Annotated in this window: 20 protein-coding genes; 11 read left to right on the top strand and 9 right to left on the bottom strand. The window is 69.1% G+C overall.

The features are described 5' to 3' along the window. The first annotated feature begins 22 nt into the window (after positions 1 to 22). Positions 23 to 964 (top strand): Nudix family hydrolase, encoded by a 942-nt coding sequence (locus E5198_RS01255; protein ID WP_136488203.1) that lies wholly within the window; start codon positions 23 to 25, stop codon positions 962 to 964. A 119-nt stretch (positions 965 to 1,083) separates the two neighbouring features. Here the strand turns inward: E5198_RS01255 and E5198_RS01250 are convergent, their stop codons facing one another. From E5198_RS01250 to E5198_RS21875, 4 genes are read right to left on the bottom strand one after another with little or no spacing between them, the layout of a single operon-like run. Beyond that, positions 1,084 to 1,308, bottom strand: a complete 225-nt coding sequence (locus E5198_RS01250) for a DUF3820 family protein (RefSeq protein WP_136488202.1) — start codon at positions 1,306 to 1,308, stop codon at positions 1,084 to 1,086. Next, on the bottom strand, positions 1,305 to 1,883 hold the full coding sequence (locus tag E5198_RS01245) for a cob(I)yrinic acid a,c-diamide adenosyltransferase (RefSeq protein ID WP_136488201.1): 579 nt from the start codon (positions 1,881 to 1,883) through the stop codon (positions 1,305 to 1,307). Before E5198_RS01245 ends, E5198_RS01250 begins: the two co-directional genes overlap by 4 nt. Positions 1,884 to 1,932: 49 nt before the next feature. Then, positions 1,933 to 2,850 carry a putative 2-dehydropantoate 2-reductase gene (locus tag E5198_RS01240; protein WP_136488200.1) on the bottom strand — a complete coding sequence of 306 codons (918 nt, stop codon included), beginning with the start codon at positions 2,848 to 2,850 and terminating at the stop codon, positions 1,933 to 1,935. Further along, positions 2,847 to 3,815, bottom strand: a complete 969-nt coding sequence (locus E5198_RS21875) for a response regulator (protein WP_136488199.1) — start codon at positions 3,813 to 3,815, stop codon at positions 2,847 to 2,849. The genes E5198_RS01240 and E5198_RS21875 overlap by 4 nt, the downstream gene beginning before the upstream one ends. 143 nt (positions 3,816 to 3,958) lie before the next feature. Between E5198_RS21875 and E5198_RS01230 the strand changes: the two genes are divergently transcribed. Beyond that, positions 3,959 to 4,438, top strand: coding sequence for a YajQ family cyclic di-GMP-binding protein (locus E5198_RS01230; protein ID WP_136488198.1), 480 nt, complete (start codon positions 3,959 to 3,961; stop codon positions 4,436 to 4,438). Positions 4,439 to 4,507: 69 nt separating this feature from the next. Here E5198_RS01230 and E5198_RS01225 read toward each other — a convergent pair whose 3' ends face one another. Continuing rightward, positions 4,508 to 6,052, bottom strand: coding sequence for an AmpG family muropeptide MFS transporter (locus E5198_RS01225; protein WP_136488197.1), 1,545 nt, complete (start codon positions 6,050 to 6,052; stop codon positions 4,508 to 4,510). A gap of 37 nt (positions 6,053 to 6,089) precedes the next feature. Next, positions 6,090 to 6,422 (bottom strand): MGMT family protein, encoded by a 333-nt coding sequence (locus tag E5198_RS01220; RefSeq protein WP_136488196.1) that lies wholly within the window; start codon positions 6,420 to 6,422, stop codon positions 6,090 to 6,092. Between the two features lie 146 nt (positions 6,423 to 6,568). Between E5198_RS01220 and E5198_RS01215 the strand changes: the two genes are divergently transcribed. Beyond that, on the top strand, positions 6,569 to 7,573 hold the full coding sequence (locus tag E5198_RS01215; protein ID WP_136488195.1) for a DUF481 domain-containing protein: 1,005 nt from the start codon (positions 6,569 to 6,571) through the stop codon (positions 7,571 to 7,573). Positions 7,574 to 7,609: 36 nt separating this feature from the next. Here E5198_RS01215 and E5198_RS01210 read toward each other — a convergent pair whose 3' ends face one another. Continuing rightward, positions 7,610 to 8,368: an SDR family oxidoreductase gene (locus E5198_RS01210; protein WP_136488194.1), complete on the bottom strand. Its 759-nt coding sequence runs from the start codon at positions 8,366 to 8,368 to the stop codon at positions 7,610 to 7,612. A gap of 281 nt (positions 8,369 to 8,649) precedes the next feature. Between E5198_RS01210 and E5198_RS01205 the strand changes: the two genes are divergently transcribed. The 3 genes from E5198_RS01205 (at position 8,650) to groL (ending at position 11,269) form a co-directional block, all read left to right on the top strand. After that, a complete protein-coding gene (locus E5198_RS01205) occupies positions 8,650 to 9,090 on the top strand; it encodes an FxsA family protein (protein ID WP_136488193.1) in 441 nt (146 codons plus the stop codon). A 191-nt stretch (positions 9,091 to 9,281) separates the two neighbouring features. After that, a complete protein-coding gene (locus E5198_RS01200; protein ID WP_090211254.1) occupies positions 9,282 to 9,575 on the top strand; it encodes a co-chaperone GroES in 294 nt (97 codons plus the stop codon). A 53-nt stretch (positions 9,576 to 9,628) separates the two neighbouring features. After that, on the top strand, positions 9,629 to 11,269 hold the full coding sequence (gene groL / locus E5198_RS01195) for a chaperonin GroEL (RefSeq protein WP_136488192.1): 1,641 nt from the start codon (positions 9,629 to 9,631) through the stop codon (positions 11,267 to 11,269). A gap of 68 nt (positions 11,270 to 11,337) precedes the next feature. On the opposite strand, the gene E5198_RS01190 is transcribed toward groL, so the two are convergent. Both E5198_RS01190 and E5198_RS01185 read right to left on the bottom strand, forming a co-directional pair. Next, a complete protein-coding gene (locus tag E5198_RS01190) occupies positions 11,338 to 12,081 on the bottom strand; it encodes a phosphatase PAP2 family protein (RefSeq protein ID WP_136488191.1) in 744 nt (247 codons plus the stop codon). Further along, positions 12,078 to 14,060 (bottom strand): LTA synthase family protein, encoded by a 1,983-nt coding sequence (locus tag E5198_RS01185; RefSeq protein WP_136488190.1) that lies wholly within the window; start codon positions 14,058 to 14,060, stop codon positions 12,078 to 12,080. Before E5198_RS01185 ends, E5198_RS01190 begins: the two co-directional genes overlap by 4 nt. A 164-nt stretch (positions 14,061 to 14,224) precedes the next feature. On the opposite strand from E5198_RS01185, the gene E5198_RS01180 reads away from it, so the two are divergent. The 5 genes from E5198_RS01180 to E5198_RS01160 all read left to right on the top strand — a co-directional run bounded on the left by E5198_RS01180 (position 14,225) and on the right by E5198_RS01160 (position 19,271). Beyond that, positions 14,225 to 14,908, top strand: coding sequence for a response regulator transcription factor (locus E5198_RS01180; protein WP_136488189.1), 684 nt, complete (start codon positions 14,225 to 14,227; stop codon positions 14,906 to 14,908). Then, positions 14,898 to 16,181 carry a HAMP domain-containing sensor histidine kinase gene (locus tag E5198_RS01175; RefSeq protein WP_136488188.1) on the top strand — a complete coding sequence of 428 codons (1,284 nt, stop codon included), beginning with the start codon at positions 14,898 to 14,900 and terminating at the stop codon, positions 16,179 to 16,181. Before E5198_RS01180 ends, E5198_RS01175 begins: the two co-directional genes overlap by 11 nt. Before the next feature lie 82 nt (positions 16,182 to 16,263). Then, the gene (locus E5198_RS01170) at positions 16,264 to 16,863 is read left to right on the top strand and encodes an SAM-dependent methyltransferase (RefSeq protein ID WP_136488187.1); all 600 of its coding nucleotides are present in this window, start codon (positions 16,264 to 16,266) and stop codon (positions 16,861 to 16,863) included. A gap of 102 nt (positions 16,864 to 16,965) precedes the next feature. After that, a complete protein-coding gene (locus E5198_RS01165; RefSeq protein WP_136488186.1) occupies positions 16,966 to 18,309 on the top strand; it encodes a UDP-glucose/GDP-mannose dehydrogenase family protein in 1,344 nt (447 codons plus the stop codon). Continuing rightward, positions 18,306 to 19,271 (top strand): NAD-dependent epimerase, encoded by a 966-nt coding sequence (locus E5198_RS01160; RefSeq protein WP_136488185.1) that lies wholly within the window; start codon positions 18,306 to 18,308, stop codon positions 19,269 to 19,271. Before E5198_RS01165 ends, E5198_RS01160 begins: the two co-directional genes overlap by 4 nt. The last annotated feature ends 2 nt before the right edge of the window (positions 19,272 to 19,273 follow it).

Here is a 19,273-nt window from a genome sequence, read left to right as displayed (position 1 = left end):
CGCTGCGCGGAGCCATTCCGAGATGAAACGACTGCACGTGGCCGCGGCGGTGATCCGCGGCACCGACGGCCGGGTGCTGATCGCCCGGCGTCCCGAACACAAGCATCAGGGCGGGCTGTGGGAGTTCCCCGGCGGCAAGGTCGAGGCCGGCGAGGCGGTGGAGGTCGCGCTGGCGCGCGAGCTGCACGAGGAGCTGGGCATCGACGTGATGGCCTCGCGCCCGCTGATCCAGGTGCGTCACGACTATCCCGACCTGGCGGTGCTGCTCGACGTCTACGAGGTCGGCGCCTTCACCGGCGAGCCGCACGGGCGCGAGGGCCAGCCGCTGGCCTGGGTGGCGCCGCGCGAGCTGCCCGACTACCAGTTTCCCGAAGCCAACCGGCCGATCGTCGCCGCCGCGCGTCTGCCGGCACACTACCTGATCACGCCCGACGACCTGGAGCCCGCCGAGCTGCTGCGTGGCGTGCGCCGGGCGCTGGCCGACGGCATCCGCCTGCTGCAGCTGCGCGCGCCGAACATGTACAGCCCCGAGTACCGCGACCTGGCCACCGACATCCAGGGTCTGTGCGCCGGCAAGGCGCAGCTGATGCTCAAGGGGCCGCTGGAGTGGCTGGGCGACTTCCCCGCCGCCGGCTGGCACCTGACCGCCGCGCAGCTGCGCAAGTACGCGGCCAACGGCCGGCCGTTCCCCCGCGAGCGCTGGCTGGCGGCATCCTGCCACGATGCCGAGGAGCTGGCGCTGGCGGCGCAGATGGGTGTCGACTTCGTCACCCTGTCGCCCGTGCAGGCGACGCAGACCCATCCCGAGGCCGCGCCGCTGGGCTGGGATTCGGCCGCCGAGCTGATCCGCGGCTTCAACCAGCCGGTGTACCTGCTCGGCGGGGTCGGCCCGGGCGAGCAGGCGCGGGCCTGGCAGGCCGGCGCCCAGGGCGTGGCCGGCATCCGCGCGTTCTGGCCGGATTGAGTGGCGGAGCCGGCAGCCATGTCGGGCGGTTGCGGTAGGGCAACTCGCGCAGCGATTGCCCCCCGTGCGGCCCGCTGACGAGGTGCGTCGGTAGAAAGCCGCTGTGCGGTTTTCCTGCCCTACGGCTGCTGCATTGGCCGGCGCAGCGGCTCCAGCAGGGCGCGCAGGCCGTTGTGGTCGATCTCGTGCATCAGCGCCAGCAGGCGGCCCAGTTCGCCGCGCGGGAAGCCCTCGCGGGCGAACCAGGCCAGATAGTGGCCGGGCAGCTCGCTGATCAGCCGTCCCTGGTACTTGCCGAACGGCATCGGCCGACTGACCAGCAGCAACAGGTCCTCGGGCTTCACGCGTCGCGCTCCGCCGCCTGCCAGAGCACCTCGTCGACCTGCTGGCGGCGGGCGATCAGCCGCGCGCCGACGAACAGCAGGTCGGACAGGCGGTTGAGATAGGCCAGGCACTCGCCGCGCAGCGGCTCCACCGCGTTGAGGTGCTGGCAGCGACGCTCGGCGCTGCGCGCGAAACTGCGGCAGACATGGGCCTGGGCCACCAGGCGCGAGCCGCCGGGCAGGATGAAGTTCTCCAGCGGCCCGACCTCGGTGTTCCAGGCGTCGATGGCCTGCTCCAGGCGCGCCACTTCCGCGACATTCAGCGCCTGGTACTCGGGCATCGCCAGCTCGCCGCCAAGATCGAACAGGCGGTGCTGGCAGGGCGCCAGAGTTTCGATGACTTCCGCCAGCCCGGGCCGCAGGGCTGCCTGCTCGGCCAGTTCGGCGAGCAGCAGGCCGAGCTGGCTGTTGAGGGTATCGACCTCGCCCATGGCCTCGATGCGCGGATGGTCCTTGGTCACCCGGCGGCCGTCGGCCAGGCCGGTCTCGCCGGCATCGCCGGTGCGGGTGTAGATCTTCGACAGACGGTAGCCCATGGTGCTGGTCCTGTTGGCTGCAAGCGCGAGCCGGCAGGGTAGCGGGCCGTCAGTCCTGCGGCAATCCGCGCGCGGCCAGATGGGCGCGCAGGCGGCGGGCGAGATCTTCCAGTCGCGGCAGCCCGAGCCCGCGGCGCTGCGCCTCGCGGCAGGCATGGCCGAGCAGGTAGGCGATCTCGGTGCGCCGCCCGGCGGCGACGTCCTGGTACATCGATGAGTAGTTGGCGGCGGTGGCGGCGATCACCCGCTCCACCTCGGTCTGCAGGCCATCGGTCGCGGCGGCCTGGCCGCATGCGGTCAGCAGCTCGACCAGTTCGCGGCACAGTGCGGCCACTTCCACGGCATGCGCCTGCAGACCGCCGTTGCGGCAGTCGTGCAGCACGGTCAGCGGATTGATCGCGCAGTTCAGCGCCAGCTTGCGCCACAGGCGGGCGAGGATGTCGTCGCTCCAGCTGGCCGGGATGCCGGCCTGGGCCAGTTCTCCCAGCCAGCCGGGGGGGGGCGTGGGCGGCGCCGTGCCGAGCCAGGTATGCCCGCTGCCGGCGAACACCACATGGAAGTCGCGGCGGCGGAAGGCGCCTTCGGTGCTGGAGGCGAAGATGCAGCGTGCCTGCGGCAGCAGCGCCGCGACAGCGTCCTGGCTGCCCAGGCCGTTCTGCAGCAGGATCACTTCGGCGCCGGGAGCCAGGCGCGGGCGCAGGGCGCGCGCAGCCGCGGCTGCGTCATAGGCCTTGCTGGCCAGCAGCAGGCGGCGGATCGGCGCGGGTTCGTCGAGGGGTTGCGCCGGCAGGGCGAGCTGCCGGCAGTGGCCGTCGCGCTCGAAGGTCAGGCCGCCGGCTGCCCGGTACTCGGCGAGCCGCTGGCGATCGCGCAGCAGCAGCTCGACCGGCAGGCCGGCTGCGGCGAGGCGGGCCGCCCACAGGCCGCCGAGGCTGCCGCTGCCGAGCACATGCCAGGTGCTGGTCACGGGCTGGCGGCGGCCGAGCGCTGCAGGCGGCTGCAGGCTATGCGCCCGCTGCCGCGGGCCTCCTCCAGCTGCGCCGCGGCCTGGCGCATCAGTTGTTCGACGCCTACCGGGCAGTCGCGGCTTTCGACGCCGATCATGGCGATGGTGGCCTGCGGAGTGATGAAGCCCTCGCTGGTCTTCAGCGCCTTGCGGTTGAGTCCCTCGTGCAGCCGGCGGAAGCTGCCGTGGCCGCATTCGCGCAGGTCGTCGACCATGGCGACCACGGCGAAGTGGCGGTCGTCGAGGCGTGCCACCGCGTCGAGCGGGCGCAGCATCTGCTGCAGACGGCGGGCGACGTGATAGAGCAGCTCGCGCTGCAGGCCCTCGCCGTGGCCGTTGCCGGGATTCTCCAGGCCGATCAGCAGGTAGCACAGCGCACCACCGCGCGACTCGAGCTGGCGCAGGGCGCTGCCGAGGTGCTGCTGCAGGAAGCGCTGGTTGCCGAGGCCGGTCAGCGGGTCGATCACGTTGCGCTGTTCCAGATGGCTGAGGTTGTGCGCCAGCTGGCGCTTTTCCTGCAGCAGGCGCTGCAGGGTGGCGCACAGGCGTTCGGCGGCCAGAACCCGCGGCAGCAGCTGCTCGCTGACCGTGGACTTGCTGACGAAGTCGTCGACGCCGCGGCCGAAGGCGGCGCCGAGGATGTTCTTGGCGTCGCTGCCGGTGAGCAGGATGACGTAGGTGTAGTGCTCGCCGGACTCGTCGAGCTGGCGGACCTGTGCGGTCATCTGCAGGCCGTCCATCTCCGGCATCATCCAGTCCACCAGCAGCACGTTGGCCGGCCGTTGCTGGAGCGCTTCGAGGGCCTCGCGGGCGCTGCCGGCGATGCGGATGTCGCGATAGCCTGCCTGCTGCAGTACGCGGCAGATCAGGGCGCTGGAAAACCGGGCATCGTCCACCACCATGATGCTGAGATTGGGATTGGGCATGGCCTGGGGCTCGGCTGATCGTCGGGGCGGTGCTTGCGAGCGGCACCGAACGGGAGCTCAGTTATAATGACCCTCCATTTTTTACGTCAAGCCAGGCGCGACGCATCCGTGAACCCGGTCGCGCCGTTCATCGGAGAGTAACCATGCCCTCGTTCGACATCGTGTCCGAGCTGGACAAGCACGAAGTCACCAACGCCGTCGACAATGCCATCAAGGAGCTGGATCGCCGCTACGACCTGCGCGGCAAGGGCAGTTTCGAGTTCAAGGAAAAGACGGTCACCCTGACCGCCGAGGCCGAGTTCATGCTCGAGCAGATGATCGAGATCCTCAAGCTGGCGCTGGTCAAGCGCAAGATCGACATCCAGTGCCTGGAGTACAAGGATCCCTATGCGTCCGGCAAGGTGGTCAAGCAGGAAGTGACCATGCGCGAAGGCATCGACAAGGAGCTGGCCAAGAAGATAGTCGCGCTGATCAAGGATGCCAAGCTCAAGGTCCAGGCCGCCATCCAGGGCGAGCAGGTGCGCGTCACCGGCAAGAAGCGCGACGACCTGCAGGAGGCCATCGCCCTGCTGCGCACCCAGGAGCTGGGCATGCCGCTGCAGTTCAACAACTTCCGCGACTGATCGGCCGCGCTTCCGGTGGTCCGTTGTCCGAGGGCCAGCCGCAGGGCTGGCCCTCGGCGTTTCTGCCGGTCAGGAGCCCTGCGGCGGCTCGCCGGCGGAGGCGGTGGCCGGCTGGCGGCGCTCGCGGCCCCACTGCAGGCCGATCAGCAGCAGGGTGGGGATGCCGATCAGCGCGGTGACCAGGAAGAAGTCGGCGTAGCCGAGCTTCTCGACCAGCACCCCGGAGTAGCCGCCCATCAGGCGCGGCAGCAGCAGCATGATCGAGCTGAGCAGCGCGTACTGGGTGGCGGAGAACTGCAGGTTGGTCAGGCTCGACAGGTAGGCGACGAAGGCCGCGGTGGCCAGGCCGCCGCTGAAGTTGTCCACCGAGATGGTCAGCATCAGCATCTCGAGGTTGGGGCCCATGCCGGAGAGCAGGGCGAACAGCAGGTTGGTCGTCGCCGAGGCCAGGCCGCCGACGAACAGGATCGGCAGGATGCCGAAGCGGGCGATCAGCACGCCGCCGACACCGGCACCGAGCAGGGTCATCACCAGGCCGAACAGCTTGCTGACGCTGGCGATCTGGTCCTTGCTGAAGCCGAGGTCGACGTAGAACACGTTGGCCATCACGCCCATGACGGTGTCCGACATGCGGTAGGTGGCGATCAGGCCGAGGAGGACCAGCGCCTGCCAGCGGTAGCGGTGGATGAAGTCGCTGATCGGGGTGAGCACCGGCGCCAGGCCGCGGCGGCCGAACGGCGACAGGCACAGCAGGGTGAGCACGGTGTACAGGGTGAAGCGCAGGAAGGCGCGGTCGTCGAGCAGCAGGTCGAGCAGGGTCACCTGGCTGCTGAACACTCCGTCCACGCCGCTGTGGTAGAGCTGGGTGAACATCGCCGGCACCGAGATCAGCAGCACGATCAGCACCAGCACCGAGATCAGCTGGTGGCTCAGGCCGTAGCGGCTGGCCGCCTGCTGCAGCGGTGCCGGCAGCGGCGGCTCGCGCATCCACAGGGTGGTGAGCAGGCCGGGCAGCATCAGCAGGGCGAACAGCAGGTAGGTGCTGGCCCAGGCCGGGTACAGGTAGTTGCCGCCGGTCGAGCCGAAGCCCTCGGCGACGAACAGCGCGCCGGCGGTGGCCAGCAGCATGGCCACCCGGTAGCCGGTGGTGTAGCAGGCCGCCAGCGCGGCCTGCTGGGTATCCTCGGCGATCTCCAGGCGGTAGGCGTCGAGGGCGATGTCCAGGGTGGCGGAAGCGAAGGCCACCAGCACGGCGACGGCGATCAGCCAGGCCAGGTGGGTCTGTGGGTCGAACAGCGCCATGCCGGCCAGGCCGACGGCCACCATCAGTTGCGACAGCGCCAGCCAGGAGCGGCGCCGGCCGAGGCGGCCGAGCAGCGGCAGGCGCCACTGGTCGAGCAGTGGCGACCACACCCACTTGAAGGCGTAGGCCAGGCCGATCAGGCTGGCGTAGCCGATGGTCTCGCGCGCCACGCCGGCCTCGCGCAGCCATACCGACAGGGTGGAGAACACCAGCACCATCGGCAGGCCGGCGGCGAAGCCGAGCAGCAGGAGCGCCAGGGCGGAGGGGCTGGCATAGGTGGCGAAGGCTTCGCGCCAAGTTCGACGGGGCATGGAGCGCTGCATGGAGATCCGGGGCAAAACCTGCACTCTAACCGCTCTGGCCAGCGGGATGCCAGCCGTGGCGACGGATGTCGAGGCGTCCGCCGAGCAGCACCACGCCTTCGGCGGCGAGACGGCGGCGCTGCTCGTCGCCGGCGGGCGAGCCGGCCGGCAGGCTCAGGCGTCCGCCGGCAGCCACCACCCGGTGCCAGGGCAGGGCGCTGTCCTGCGGCAGCTGGGCGAGGCAGCGGCCCACCCAGCGGGCCGCGCGGCCCAGGCCGGCCAGGGCGGCGAGCTGGCCGTAGCTGACCACCCGTCCGGGCGGCACCTGGGCCAGCACGGCGTACAGCGCGGCGCGACGCGGGTCGGCAGGGACAGGCATGGGCGGTTCTCGGTGGGGGCGAAGGCATGGAGCATACTCCCAGTCCGGTCCGCCTGCAGCGTCCGCTACCGTACGACGGCCGTGGCTTGCCCGCCAGCCACGGCTCCGGATAATGGCGCGCTTTCCGCTCGTCGACCCTCGTTCCCATGCGCCTGCCGATCCTGCTGCTGTCCGTCATCCTGTCCCTGCTGGTCACTCCGGCCCTGGCCGATACCGTCTGGCTGAAGAACGGCGACCGCCTGAGCGGGCGGATCCAGCTGTTCGATGGCGGCAAGCTGCTGCTCAAGACCGACTACGCCGGCAGCGTGACTCTGGACTGGCGGCAGGTGGCCAGCCTGGAAAGCGACCAGGCCCTGCTGGTCAAGCTGGACGACGGCGAGGGCGAGCACGCCCGCGGCCTGCGTCGCGCCGCCGATGGCCGGGTCGAGCTGGTCAACGGTGCGGCGCGCAGCGTCGAACTCGCTGCGGTGCAGCAGATCCTGCCGCCGCGGCCGCTGGTGGAGGACTGGGTGTGGAGCGGCAGCGCGGACTTCGCCGTCGAGTACGAGCGGGCCGAGAAGGATGTCGAGGAGTTCGACGTCGATCTGCGCACCAAGGCCCGTCACGGCGACTGGCGGCACAATCTCAGCGCCAGCTACGACCGCGAGTCGAAGGACGAGGTGGAGACCGAGGACAGCATCGGCGCCGAGTATGCCCTCGACCGCTTCCTCGACGAGCACTGGTTCTGGCAGGGCAAGTTCGAGTACGAGCGCGACCGCATCGAGGAGGTGGCGATCCAGCGCACCCTGGGCAGCGGTCCCGGCTACCAGTTCTGGGACAACGAGCTGGGCGCCTTCTCGCTGGTGTCGCTGCTCAACCGCCACGACCTGGCCTTCGCCGCCGGCGGCAAGGAACACTTCTACGCGCTGGGCTTCAAGTGGGACTACAACCGCTTCCTGCTGGGCAAGCGCTTCGAGCTGTTCAGCCATGGCGAGCTGGGCGCGCCCTTCGTCGACGCCATCGACTACAAGCTGGAGAGCGACCTGGGGCTGCGCTACAAGCTCAACAGCTGGGCCTCGCTGCACCTCAAGGGCGAGTGGGACCAGCTGCGCGGCGAGCAGGGCGACGTCGACGAGGCGACCTACAGCCTCGGTTTCGGCGTCGGCTGGTAGGGCGGACGCCGGAGCGTCCGCCTGCCGCTGTCGGCCTTACAGGCGGATGCCGCCGTCCAGCTCGAGCACGCGACCGGTGAAGTAGTCGCTCTCGAAGATGAAGGCGGCAGCCTGGGCGATCTCCTCGGGCTGGCCCAGACGCCGGAGCGGGATCGCCGAGGTCATGCGCTCCAGGGCCTCGGGCTTCATGCTGGCGACCATCTCGGTGCCGATGAAGCCGGGGGCGATGGCGCCGACGCGGATGCCGTGGCGCGCCAGCTCCTTGGCCCACACCACGGTCAGCGAGGCCACCCCGGCCTTGGCCGCGGAATAGTTGCTCTGCCCCATGTTGCCGGCGCGCGACACCGAGGAGATGTTGACGATGGCGCCTGCGCACTTGAGTTCGATCATCTTCGCCGCCACCTCGCGGGTGCACAGGAAGGGGCCGGTCAGGTTGACGTCAAGCACTGCCTGCCACTGCGCCAGCGGCAGCTTCTCGATGACGCCGTCCCTGACCTTGAGCAGCATGCCGTCGCGCAGGATGCCGGCGTTGTTGATCAGTCCGTGGATGGCGCCGAAGTCGGCGGCCACCTGCTGCACCATGCCCTCGACCTGCGCCTCGTCGGCGACGTTGCACACGTAGGCGCGCGCCTCGACACCGTTGGCCTGGCAGGCGCTCACTGCCTGGTCCAGTTTTTCCGGGTTGAGGTCGACCAATGCCAGTTTTGCACCGCGGCAGGAAAGGTATTCGGCCATGGCCCGGCCGAGGCCCTGGCCGCCGCCGGTGATGATGATGACCTTGTCTTTGAGTTGCATGAGGGAATCCCCCTGCTTGTATTGTTTGTTGGCCTCGCCGGTGGCTGCGGAGGTTCCGGAGCCCCTGTCCGTTGCGACGGATTCTCTGCGAGGATTCATTCCCTGAGCGTCTTTTGCAGTGCAGCATCGGCGGGCTTGATAGTCAAGAATTTTCTCGGTGGCGGTGCGCGTCCGGATGCGTTTCGGTCGACGGGTGGCGGGCGGCGGGCTTGAATTCGCCTGACGCGGGCGCCATCTCGTGTCACATTGGGCTGTCCCGCCCGTTCCGGAAAACCGATTCGATGCGCCTACTGCTGTCCGCCTTCATCCTCTTCCCACTGCTCGAGCTGGCCGTGCTGATCGCGGTCGGCAGCCACATCGGCGTGCTGGCCACCCTGCTGCTGGTGGTCGCCAGCGCCCTGGCCGGTGGCTTCCTGCTGCGCATCGCCGGACCGGCCACCGCCTGGCGCGCCCGAGCCCGGCTGCTCGCCGGCGAGGCGCCGGAGCAGGAGATGCTCGACGGCCTGCTGCTGGCCCTCGGCGGCTTCCTGCTGCTGCTGCCCGGCTTGATCAGCGACGTTCTCGGCATCCTCTGCCTGCTGCCGTTCACCCGCCACGCGCTGCGCCAGCGTCTGCTGCGCAGCGCCGCCCGCCGTCGCCCGCAGGCCGGCCAAGCGGCGCACGAGCCAGCCCAGTCGCGCCCGCAGGTCATCGAGGGCGAGTGGCAGCGCCACGACGACTGAAATTTTTTTTGTCCTGCCCCTTGAAATGCCCTGGCCGGCCCTCATCTAGCGGTCAGCGCAGGATTGCCGAGCAATCACCGCCCAGACTTTCGCGACGTGCCCCGCGCGTCGCTCCCGGCAACGCCGGAATCTACCAACCCGCCGGTGAACTTCACCGGCAGCTGGAAACAACCTGTTAGGAGAGATCGACAATGAAGCTTCGTCCTCTGCATGACCGCGTCGTGATTCGTCGCAGCGAAGAAGAAACCAAGACCGCAGGCGGCATCGTCCTGCCGGGTTCCGCTGCCGAGAAACCGAATCGCGGTGAAGTCGTCGCTGTCGGCGCCGGTCGCGTTCTGGACAACGGCGAAGTGCGCCCGCTGGCCGTCAAGGTCGGCGACAAGGTGGTGTTCGGCCCGTACTCGGGCAGCAACACCGTCAAGGTCGACGGCGAAGACCTGCTGGTGATGGGCGAGAGCGAAATCCTCGCCGTCCTGGAAGACTGATTTCCCGCCGCTTTTCGCGCATTTCCTGAATTCCATCCGAGGTTTAGAAGAACATGGCTGCTAAAGAAGTCAAATTCGGCGATTCCGCTCGCAAGAAGATGCTGGTCGGCGTGAACATCCTGGCCGACGCCGTCAAGGCCACCCTCGGCCCGAAAGGCCGCAACGTGGTGCTGGACAAGAGCTTCGGCGCTCCGCTGATCACCAAGGACGGCGTGTCCGTGGCCAAGGAAATCGAGCTGAAGGACAAGTTCGAGAACATGGGCGCCCAACTGGTCAAGGACGTGGCCTCCAAGGCCAACGACCAGGCCGGTGACGGCACCACCACCGCCACCGTGCTGGCCCAGGCCATCGTCAACGAGGGCCTGAAGGCCGTCGCCGCCGGCATGAACCCGATGGACCTGAAGCGCGGCATCGACAAGGCGACCATCGCCATCGTCGCCCAGCTGAAGGACCTGGCCAAGCCGTGCACCGACACCAAGGCCATCGCCCAGGTCGGCACCATCTCCGCCAACTCCGACGAGTCCATCGGCAACATCATCGCCGAAGCCATGGACAAGGTCGGCAAGGAAGGCGTGATCACCGTCGAGGAGGGCTCGGGCCTGGAGAACGAGCTGTCGGTCGTCGAAGGCATGCAGTTCGACCGCGGCTACCTGTCGCCGTACTTCGTCAACAAGCCGGACACCATGTCCGCCGAGCTGGAAAACCCGCTGCTGCTGCTGGTCGACAAGAAGATCTCCAACATCCGCGAAATGCTGCCGGTGCTGGAAGCCGTCGCCAAGGCCGGCCGTCCGCTGCTGATCGTCGCCGAGGACGTCGAGGGCGAAGCCCTGGCCACCCTGGTGGTCAACAACATGCGCGGCATCGTCAAGGTCGCCGCCGTCAAGGCTCCGGGCTTCGGCGATCGCCGCAAGGCCATGCTGCAGGACATCGCCATCCTGACCGGCGGCACCGTGATCTCCGAGGAAGTCGGCCTGTCGCTGGAAGGCGCCGGTCTGGAGCACCTGGGCAACGCCAAGCGCGTGGTCCTGAACAAGGAAAACACCACCATCATCGACGGTGCCGGCGCCCAGGCCGACATCGAAGCCCGCGTGGCGCAGATCCGCAAGCAGGTCGAGGAAACCACCTCCGACTACGACCGCGAGAAGCTGCAAGAGCGCCTGGCCAAGCTGGCCGGCGGTGTTGCCGTGATCAAGGTCGGCGCTGCCACCGAAGTCGAGATGAAAGAGAAGAAGGCCCGCGTCGAAGACGCCCTGCACGCCACCCGCGCTGCCGTGGAAGAAGGCGTGGTGCCTGGCGGCGGCGTCGCCCTGGTGCGTTCCCTGCAGGCCATCGAAGGCCTGAAGGGCGACAACGAAGACCAGAACGTCGGTATCGCCCTGCTGCGTCGCGCCGTCGAGGCGCCGCTGCGCCAGATCGTCGCCAATGCCGGCGACGAGCCGAGCGTGGTGGTCGACAAGGTCAAGCAGGGTAGCGGCAACTTCGGCTACAACGCCGCCACCGGCGTGTACGGCGACATGATCGAGATGGGCATCCTCGACCCGGCCAAGGTGACCCGTACTGCCCTGCAGTCGGCTGCCTCCATCGCCGGCCTGATGGTCACCACCGAAGCCATGGTCGCCGACATTCCGGAAGACAAGGCCGCTCCGGCCATGCCGGACATGGGCGGCATGGGTGGCATGGGCGGCATGATGTAAGCCGACCGGCCTTCCGCCCGTAACGAAAACCCCGCGCCTCTGGCGCGGGGTTTTTTATTGCCCGTGAGTCAGCGCCGGGGCGCCGTCTCGAACGGGGGAGCCGGCTGCAGCGCCGCTGCCGGACGGTAGAGCAGCAGGCGATAGCAGCCCAGGCAGATCATCCAGTCGAACAGCGCGGTCCACAGGTTGTGCGACAGGAAGTGCGCGCCCTGCATGACCCGGCCGACGGAGAACAGCGAACCCAGTCCCAGGGCGAACAGCAGGGCGGCGCGGGCCAGGCGTGGCCGGCGGTCGCGCAGGACGAAGTACAGGGCGAACAGGGTGAAGCCGCTGCTGGCGTGGCCGCCCGGCCAGCAGCGGCCGGGGCTGTCGACCACCGGGGCGCGCTCGGCGAGCAGCGGCGTGTAGGTTTCCGCGCCGCCGTAGCGGGTCAGATCCCAGGGGCAATGCACGCCGGTGAGGGTTTTCACCGGGCTGACGATGGCGGTGGACAGCGCCATGGCCAGCACCACATAGCCGAGCGGCCGCCGCCAGGCGGCCCACGGCCGGTGCAGCCAGCTGGCCAGCAGGCCGGCGATGGCCAGCACGCCGATGAGGATCACCCCCTGCTTGGCGCGGTCGTGGAGGACGTTCTCCAGCCAGTAGCTGTGCTTGCCGGCGAAGCCGACGCCCGGCCGGTAGAACAGGTCGGAGATGGCGAAGTCGAGCCGGGTCGGCTCGACCAGCAGGAGCAGGGCGATCAGCGTCGCGGGCAGGACGAGGGCCAGCCCGATGCGCAGCGGGCGCGAGGCGCCCGGAGTCGAGTGGTTCATCGGCGCGCGCTCTCGGTGTGCTGTCCCAGGCCGAACTCCGCCGGCGGCAACTGGCCGTTCCAGGTCAGCAGGCCGTGGCGGAAAGCGTAGCTGGCGGCCTGGTAGTAGGCGATGTCGCGCTCGATCAGCGGATCGTCGAGCGCGGCTGCGCTTTCACGGCTGGCGCCGAGCGCGTCGTCGTGGCGGCGCATCTGCTTCGGCGGGCTGAGGATCGCCAGGTCGGTACCGTCGAACAGGCCGAGGTGCTGGTAGTTGCCGATCAGCACGCGCGGCGGGTTGCTGGCCGGCACGCGCAGGTCGCGGCCGAAGAAGGTCGACTGGTAGTCCAGGCCGAGCAGGCCGAGCAGGGTCGGCGCCAGATCGACCTGGCTGGCCAGTTGGCCGTCCTCGCGCGGCTGGATCCACTTGGGCGCGTGGATGAACAGCGGGATGTGGTAGTTGGCCACCGGCAGGTCTTCCTTGCCGGCGCTGCCGGCGCAGTGGTCGGCGACGAAGACGAACAGCGTGTCGTCGAACCAGGGTTTCTGCCGCGCCTTGGCGAGGAAGTCGCCGATGGCCCAGTCGGTGTATTTCACCGCCCCCTCGCGGCCATCGCCGGAAGTGATGTCGATGCGCCCGTCCGGATAGGTATAGGGGCGGTGGTTGGAGGTGGTCATCAGCTGCAGCAGGAACGGCTTGCCGGCGGCATGGTCGGCGTCGGCGATCTTCATCGCCTGGGCGTAGAGATCCTCGTCGGCCATGCCCCAGGCGTTGGCGAAGTGGATCTCGCTGTCGGGCACGCTGCTCTGGTCGACGATGCGGTAGCCGTTGCCGCCGAAGAAGGCGTTCATGTTGTCGAAGTAGCCGCGTCCGCCGTAGACGAACACGCTGTCGTAGCCGTGGGCCTTGAGCTGCTGGCCGAGGCTGGCGTAGCCGCTCTCGCGACCGATGCGCTTGACGATGGAGCGCCCCGGGGTCGGCGGCACCGACAGGGTGATGGCTTCCAGGCCGCGGTCGGTGCGGGTGCCGGTGGCGTAGAAGTTGCTGAAGGTCAGGCTGTCCTTGCGCAGCCGGTCGAGGTTGGGGGTCAGGCCGCGGCTGTCGCCGAAGCTGCCGAGGTACCTGGCCGACAGGCTCTCGATGGTGACCAGCACCACGTTGAGCCGGGCCGGCGGGCCGGGGTTGTCGATCTGCCGGCGGATATTCAGCGGTTCGCCGGCGTGGAAGCGGGCGTTGGGCGCCTGCAGCTCCTCGCGCAGGATGCTGGCTACCTTGTCCATGCCCAGGGTCGGGTAGAACTGCGGGTAGTCCAGCTCGTTGTTGCGGAAGGCGGCGAAGAACTGGTACGGGCCGTTGCTCGCCAGTTCGCGCTGGTAGGCATTGCCGCCCAGGCCGCGCGGGGACTGCTGGTCGAGCAGCGCGAAACCCAGGCCGCTGCAGGCGACGAGCAGGGCGAAGGCGGCCAGGCGGCGGGGCAATGGCGGCATTTCAGCGTCCAGCGCGCGGCGCAGGCACGGTCGCAGGGCGATGGTCAGGCCGATGGCGAGGACGGCGATGGCACCGAGCAGGCGGAACACCGGATAGGACTCGAGGATGTTGTGCAGCACTTCCTCCGAGTACACCAGGTAGTCGACGGCGATGAAGTTGAAGCGCACGCCGAACTCGTCCCAGAACAGCCATTCGGCCAGCGCGCCGAACAGCATGGCGAACAGGCTGACGGCGAACAGCGCCTGCAGCCACAGGCGGTGGCCGGGGCGGCGCCACAGGGATGGCGGGCACAGCAGCAGGTAGAGGGCCAGCGGCGCGGCGGCGAAGGCGAGGAAGCCGAGGTCGTAGAGCAGGCCGGTGCCGAACAGCGCGGCGACCTGCAGCGGCGCCAGGGCGGCCTCGCTCCAGTGGCCGAGCAGCAGCGCGGCACGGGTCAGGGTGAACAGGGCCAGCCAGCAAGCCAGCAGCAGGAACAGGTAGCGCAGGGGCGCGGAGCGTAGGAGTTGTGGCATGACGGGGTCCGAAGCGGTTGAGCGCGCGCAGACTGCGCGCGCGGACGTCATGCCGACGTGAGCGGCGCATGAAAAATGTGTCAAGGCGGGCGGCGTGCGGTAACTTTCCGGCTCTTAAGATTTCCCTAACCCGCCCGTGCGATCCTGGCGGTAGAGGTGACTGCATGCGTATCCTGCTGGTCGAAGACAATCGCGACATCCTGGCCAACCTGGCCGACTATCTGGAACTCAAGGGCTACAGCGTCGACTGTGCGCAGGACGGCCTGTCGGGGCTGAACCTGGCCAGCAGCGGGCACTACGACCTGCTGGTGCTCGACGTGATGCTGCCCGGCCTGGACGGCTACAGCCTGTGCCGGCGCCTGCGCGAGGAGGGCCGCAGCAGCGTGCCGGTGATCATGCTCACCGCCCGCGACCAGCTCGACGACCGTCTGCAGGGCTTCAAGGCCGGCGCCGACGACTACCTGGTCAAGCCGTTCGCCATGAGCGAGCTGGCCGCGCGCATCGAGGCGGTGCTGCGCCGCAGCCAGGGCGCGGCGCGCCGGCTGCTGCAGGTGGCCGATCTCAGCTACGACCTCGACACCCTCGAGGTGGCCCGCGCCGGCCGGCGCCTCAAGCTCAATCCGCTGGGCCTCAAGCTGCTCGCCCTGCTGATGCAGAGGAGCCCCCACGTGCTGCGCCGCGAGGCGCTGGAAGAAGCGCTGTGGGGCGACGACTGCCCGGACAGCGACAGCCTGCGCAGCCACATCCACCAACTGCGCCAGGTGATCGACAAGCCTTTCCCGGCCCCGCTGCTGCACACCGTGCACGGTGTCGGCTACCGCCTGGCCGAGAGTGTCGATGCGCTTTAAGCCCAGCCTGGCGCAGCGCATCGTCATCGCCTTCGCGCTGATGAGCCTGCTGGTGGCCGGCACCTTCGCCGTGGGCACCGTGGCCACCATCCACGTGGTCGAGGAGCGCCTGCTGTCCGCCCAGCTGGGGCGCGACCTCGACCGTCTGCTGAAGATGGAGACCATGGACGAGTGGCGCGCGCAGCCGCGCCCGGACCAGCAGTTCCACTTCACCGGCGGCGTCGAGGAGTTCGCCCTGCCGGTCGATGTCGCCGCGTTGGGCGAGGGGTTCCACGAGGTCTTCCGCGGCGAGCAGGCCTGGCACGCCATGGTGCGTCAGGTGGACGGCCGCCGCTACGTGCTGCTGCAGGACCAGAGCGACTTCGAGCGGCGCGAGCAACTGATCTATGTGGTGGTGGTGGTGGGCTTCCTGTCCAGCGTGCTGCTGGCCATGGGGCTCGGCTGGCTGCTGGCGCGGCGGGTGATGGCGCCGGTGAGCCGCCTGGCGCGCCAGGTGCGTCATCGCGACCAGTTGCTGGCGCTGGCGCCGCCGCTGGCGCCCGACTACGCGCCCGACGAGGTCGGCCAGCTGGCGGCGGCCTTCGATGGCACCCTCAGCCAGCTGCGTCAGGCGCTCAGCCGCGAGCAGCTGTTCACCAGCGACGTCAGCCACGAACTGCGCACTCCGCTGATGGTGCTGGCCGGCGCCTGCGAGCTGCTGCTGGAGAGTCCGGCGCTGGACGAGCGGGGGCGTCGTCAGGTGCAGCGCATCGCCCGGGCCACGGCCGAGATGCGCGAGCTGGTGCAGACCTTCCTGCAGCTGGCCCGCGCGCAATCCGCCCAGGGCGGCGGCGCACCGCGGGCGAGCCTGCGCGAGGTGGCCGACGAGCTGGTGGCGCAGTGGCGCGAGCCGATCGAGGCCAAGGGCCTGCGGCTGGACTATCGGCCGGGCCCGGAGGCGCCGGCCGGCCACCCCTACAACGCGCCGCTGCTGCGCGCGGTACTGGGCAACCTGCTGCGCAACGCCTGGCACTACACCGACAGCGGGCGGATCTGCCTGAGCCTGTCGACCCATGGCTTCAGCGTCGATGACAGCGGCGCCGGAATACCCGAGGAGATGCGCGCGTCGGTGTTCGAGCCTTTCGTGCGCGGCGACCGCGAGCGTGGCGACGGTCTCGGCCTCGGCCTGTCGCTGGTGCAGCGGATCTGCGCCCAGGAGGGCTGGCGGATCGCCCTGCTGCCGGTCGAGCCCCATGGCTGTCGCTTCGAGGTGGACCTGGATCATGGCGCTTGACGTTTTTTTCACATACTGTTCACCCGCCCTTGATGGCTCGGACCTTAGGGTCACGCGCCATCTTTCCTGTGGATCTCCGCGTATGGAACGACCTCGTCCGGCCGAGCCCGAGCAACTGGCGCACTCGCGCGATCACTCCTGCGCGGCAGGGCAGGGGGGCGCCCTGCGCCGGCGACTGCTGCTCTGGCGCGAGGCGCAGCTGCTCCGCCGGGCGCTGAAACTGGCCGGCGAGCCGAACCTGCTCCTCGACCTGTCGCCCGAGGCTGGCCGCTGCTGGCCGCTGCTGGCCGAGCATGACAACCGGGTCATCCTCGCCGCCGGACCTTCGCAGCAGCGCCTCGATGCCGTGCTGGCCGCCCAGCCTGCCGGGCTGGCGGAGCGAGTCAGGGTCTTCCAGGGGACCGCGGCGGCTCTGCTGCTGCCGGACAACGCGGTCGACTGCATTCTCGGCATCGGCCTGCTGCCGTGCGGCGCCGAGGCGCTGCAACTCCGCCAGCAGTTGCGCGAGCTGCGTCGCGTCACCCGCGACACCCTGATCCTGTCGCTGCCGGCCGGGCGTTTCCCCGCCGGCAAGGCCATCGAGGGCGAGCTGGTGCAGGCCGGCTTTGATATTCTTGGGCGTTATGGCCTTTTGCCAGGTTATTCCACTTCGTGGATATACGTGGTGCGCAAGGACGACTAATTAGAACATGAGCGGAGTGCTCGCGCGGCCAGTGCCCCCGGCTCTCCTGCTTGCCGATCGACGACCCGAGGGTCGCAGTTTCCGTTACGGTGTGAGACATCCATGAAAGTCACGGTTTTCGGTACGGGGTATGTGGGACTGACCCAGGCGGTATGCCTGGCGGAAGTGGGGCACTCGGTCTGCTGCGTGGATATCGACGCGGCGCGCATCGAGCGTCTCAACGCCGGGCAGTCGCCGATCTACGAACCCGGGCTGGCCTCGCTGATCACCAAGAACCTGGCCGCCGGCCGCCTGCAGTTCACCGTCGACGCCGAGCGGGCCGTGCGCTTCGCCCGGCTGATCTTCATCGCCGTCGGCACCCCGCCGCTGGCGGACGGCAGCGCCGACCTGCGCCAGGTGTTCGCGGTGGTCGACAGCATCGCCGCGCACAGCGAGCAGGCCAAGCTGATCGTCAACAAGTCCACCTCGCCGGTGGGCACCGTCGACCGCATCGCCGCGCACCTGCGCGAGGCCGCGGCGGGCAAGCCGTGGGCCGATGACTTCCGGGTCGCCTCCAATCCCGAGTTCCTCAAGGAAGGCTGCGCGGTGGACGACTGCATGCGTCCGGAGCGGATCATCATCGGCACCGACAGCCCCGAGCTGGTCGCCGTGCTGCGCGAGCTGTACCAGCCGTTCAGCCGCAACCACGAGAAGATCATGGTCATGGACGCACGCAGCGCCGAGCTGACCAAGTACGCCGCCAACTGCATGCTGGCGACCAAGATCTCCTTCATCAACGAGATCGCCAACCTGGCCGAACGCCTGGGCGCCGACATCGAGATGGTGCGCCGCGGCATCGGCTCGGACTCGCGCATCGGCTACGACTTCATCTACGCCGGCTGCGGCTTCGGCGGCTCGTGCTTCCCCAAGGACATCCAGGCCCTGCAGCAGATCGCCCAGGGCCTGGGTTACCAGCCGCGCCTGCTGCAGGCGGTCGAGGCGGTCAACGCCGCGCAGAAGCAGCGGCTGTTCGAGAAGGTCAGCGCCCACTACGGCGGCAACCTGCGCGGCAGGACCTTCGCCCTGTGGGGCCTGGCGTTCAAGCCCAACACCGACGACATGCGCGATGCCCCCAGCCGCGAGCTGCTCGCCGCGCTGTGGCAGGCCGGCGCGCAGGTACAGGCCTTCGATCCCGAGGCGATGGACGAGGCGCGGCGCCTGTTCGGCGCGCGTGACGACCTGCGGCTGACCGCCAGCAAGGAGGAAGCGCTGGAGGGCGCCGATGCGCTGCTGATCGTCACCGAGTGGCAGGACTTCCGCGTGCTGGACGAGGAACTGGTCAAGGCCAAGCTCGCCGACCGGGTGATCTTCGACGGCCGCAACCTGTTCGAGCCGGCCACCCTGGCGGCTGCCGGCATCACCTACTACGGCATCGGCCGCGGCTGCAGCGTCGAGGGGGCGGCATGAAGTTCCTGGTCACCGGAGCCGCCGGGTTCATCGGCTTCCATGTCGCCCGCCGGCTGTGCGCCGAAGGCCACGAAGTGGTCGGCATCGACAATCTCAACGACTACTACAGCGTGGCGCTCAAGGAAGCGCGCCTCGCCCGCCTGGCGGAGCTGCCCGGCTTCAGCTTCCAGCGGCTGGACATCGTCGACAAGGCGGGGCTGCTGGCGCTGTTCGAGGCACAGCGCTTCCAGCGCGTCATCCACCTGGCGGCGCAGGCCGGGGTGCGCTATTCGGTGGACCATCCGGAGGTCTACGTCGAGTCCAACCTGAGCGGCTACCTGAACATCCTCGAGGCCTGCCGGCATTTTCCGGTCGAGCACCTGCTCTACGCCTCGAGCAGTTCGGTGTACGGCCTCAACGACAAGCTGCCGTTCGCCACCCGGGATCCGGTGGAGCAGCCGGCCTCGCTGTATGCCGCCAGCAAGCGCGCCAACGAGCTGATGGCCTTCACCTACGCGCACCTGTACGGCGTGCGCGCCACCGGCCTGCGCTTCTTCACCGTCTACGGCCCCTGGGGCCGCCCGGACATGGCGCTGTTCAAGTTCACCGACGCCATCCTCCATGGTCGGCCCATCGACATCTACAACGACGGGCAGATGTCGCGCGACTTCACCTACATCGACGACATCGTCGAGGGCATCCTGCGCCTGCAGGCCCTGCCGCCGGCCGGCGCGGTGCCGAGCAAGGTGTACAACATCGGCCGCGGCGAGCCGGTGCGCCTGCTCGACTTCGTCGAGTGTCTCGAGGCCGCCCTCGGCGTCGAGGCGCAGAAGAACTTCCTGCCCCTGCAGCCCGGCGACGTGCTGCGCACCTGGGCGGATGTCGACGAGCTGGCCGAACTGATCGACTTCCGTCCGGCAACCACGCTGCAGAGCGGCGTGAGCCACTTCGTCAACTGGTATCGGGATTACTACGCGGTATAACA

It is taken from the genome of Pseudomonas sp. A-1, assembly GCF_004801855.1.
Lineage (GTDB): Bacteria > Pseudomonadota > Gammaproteobacteria > Pseudomonadales > Pseudomonadaceae > Geopseudomonas.
The sequence above is the reverse complement of the archived record's forward strand: the minus strand, read 5'-3'. Positions and strand labels throughout refer to the sequence as shown.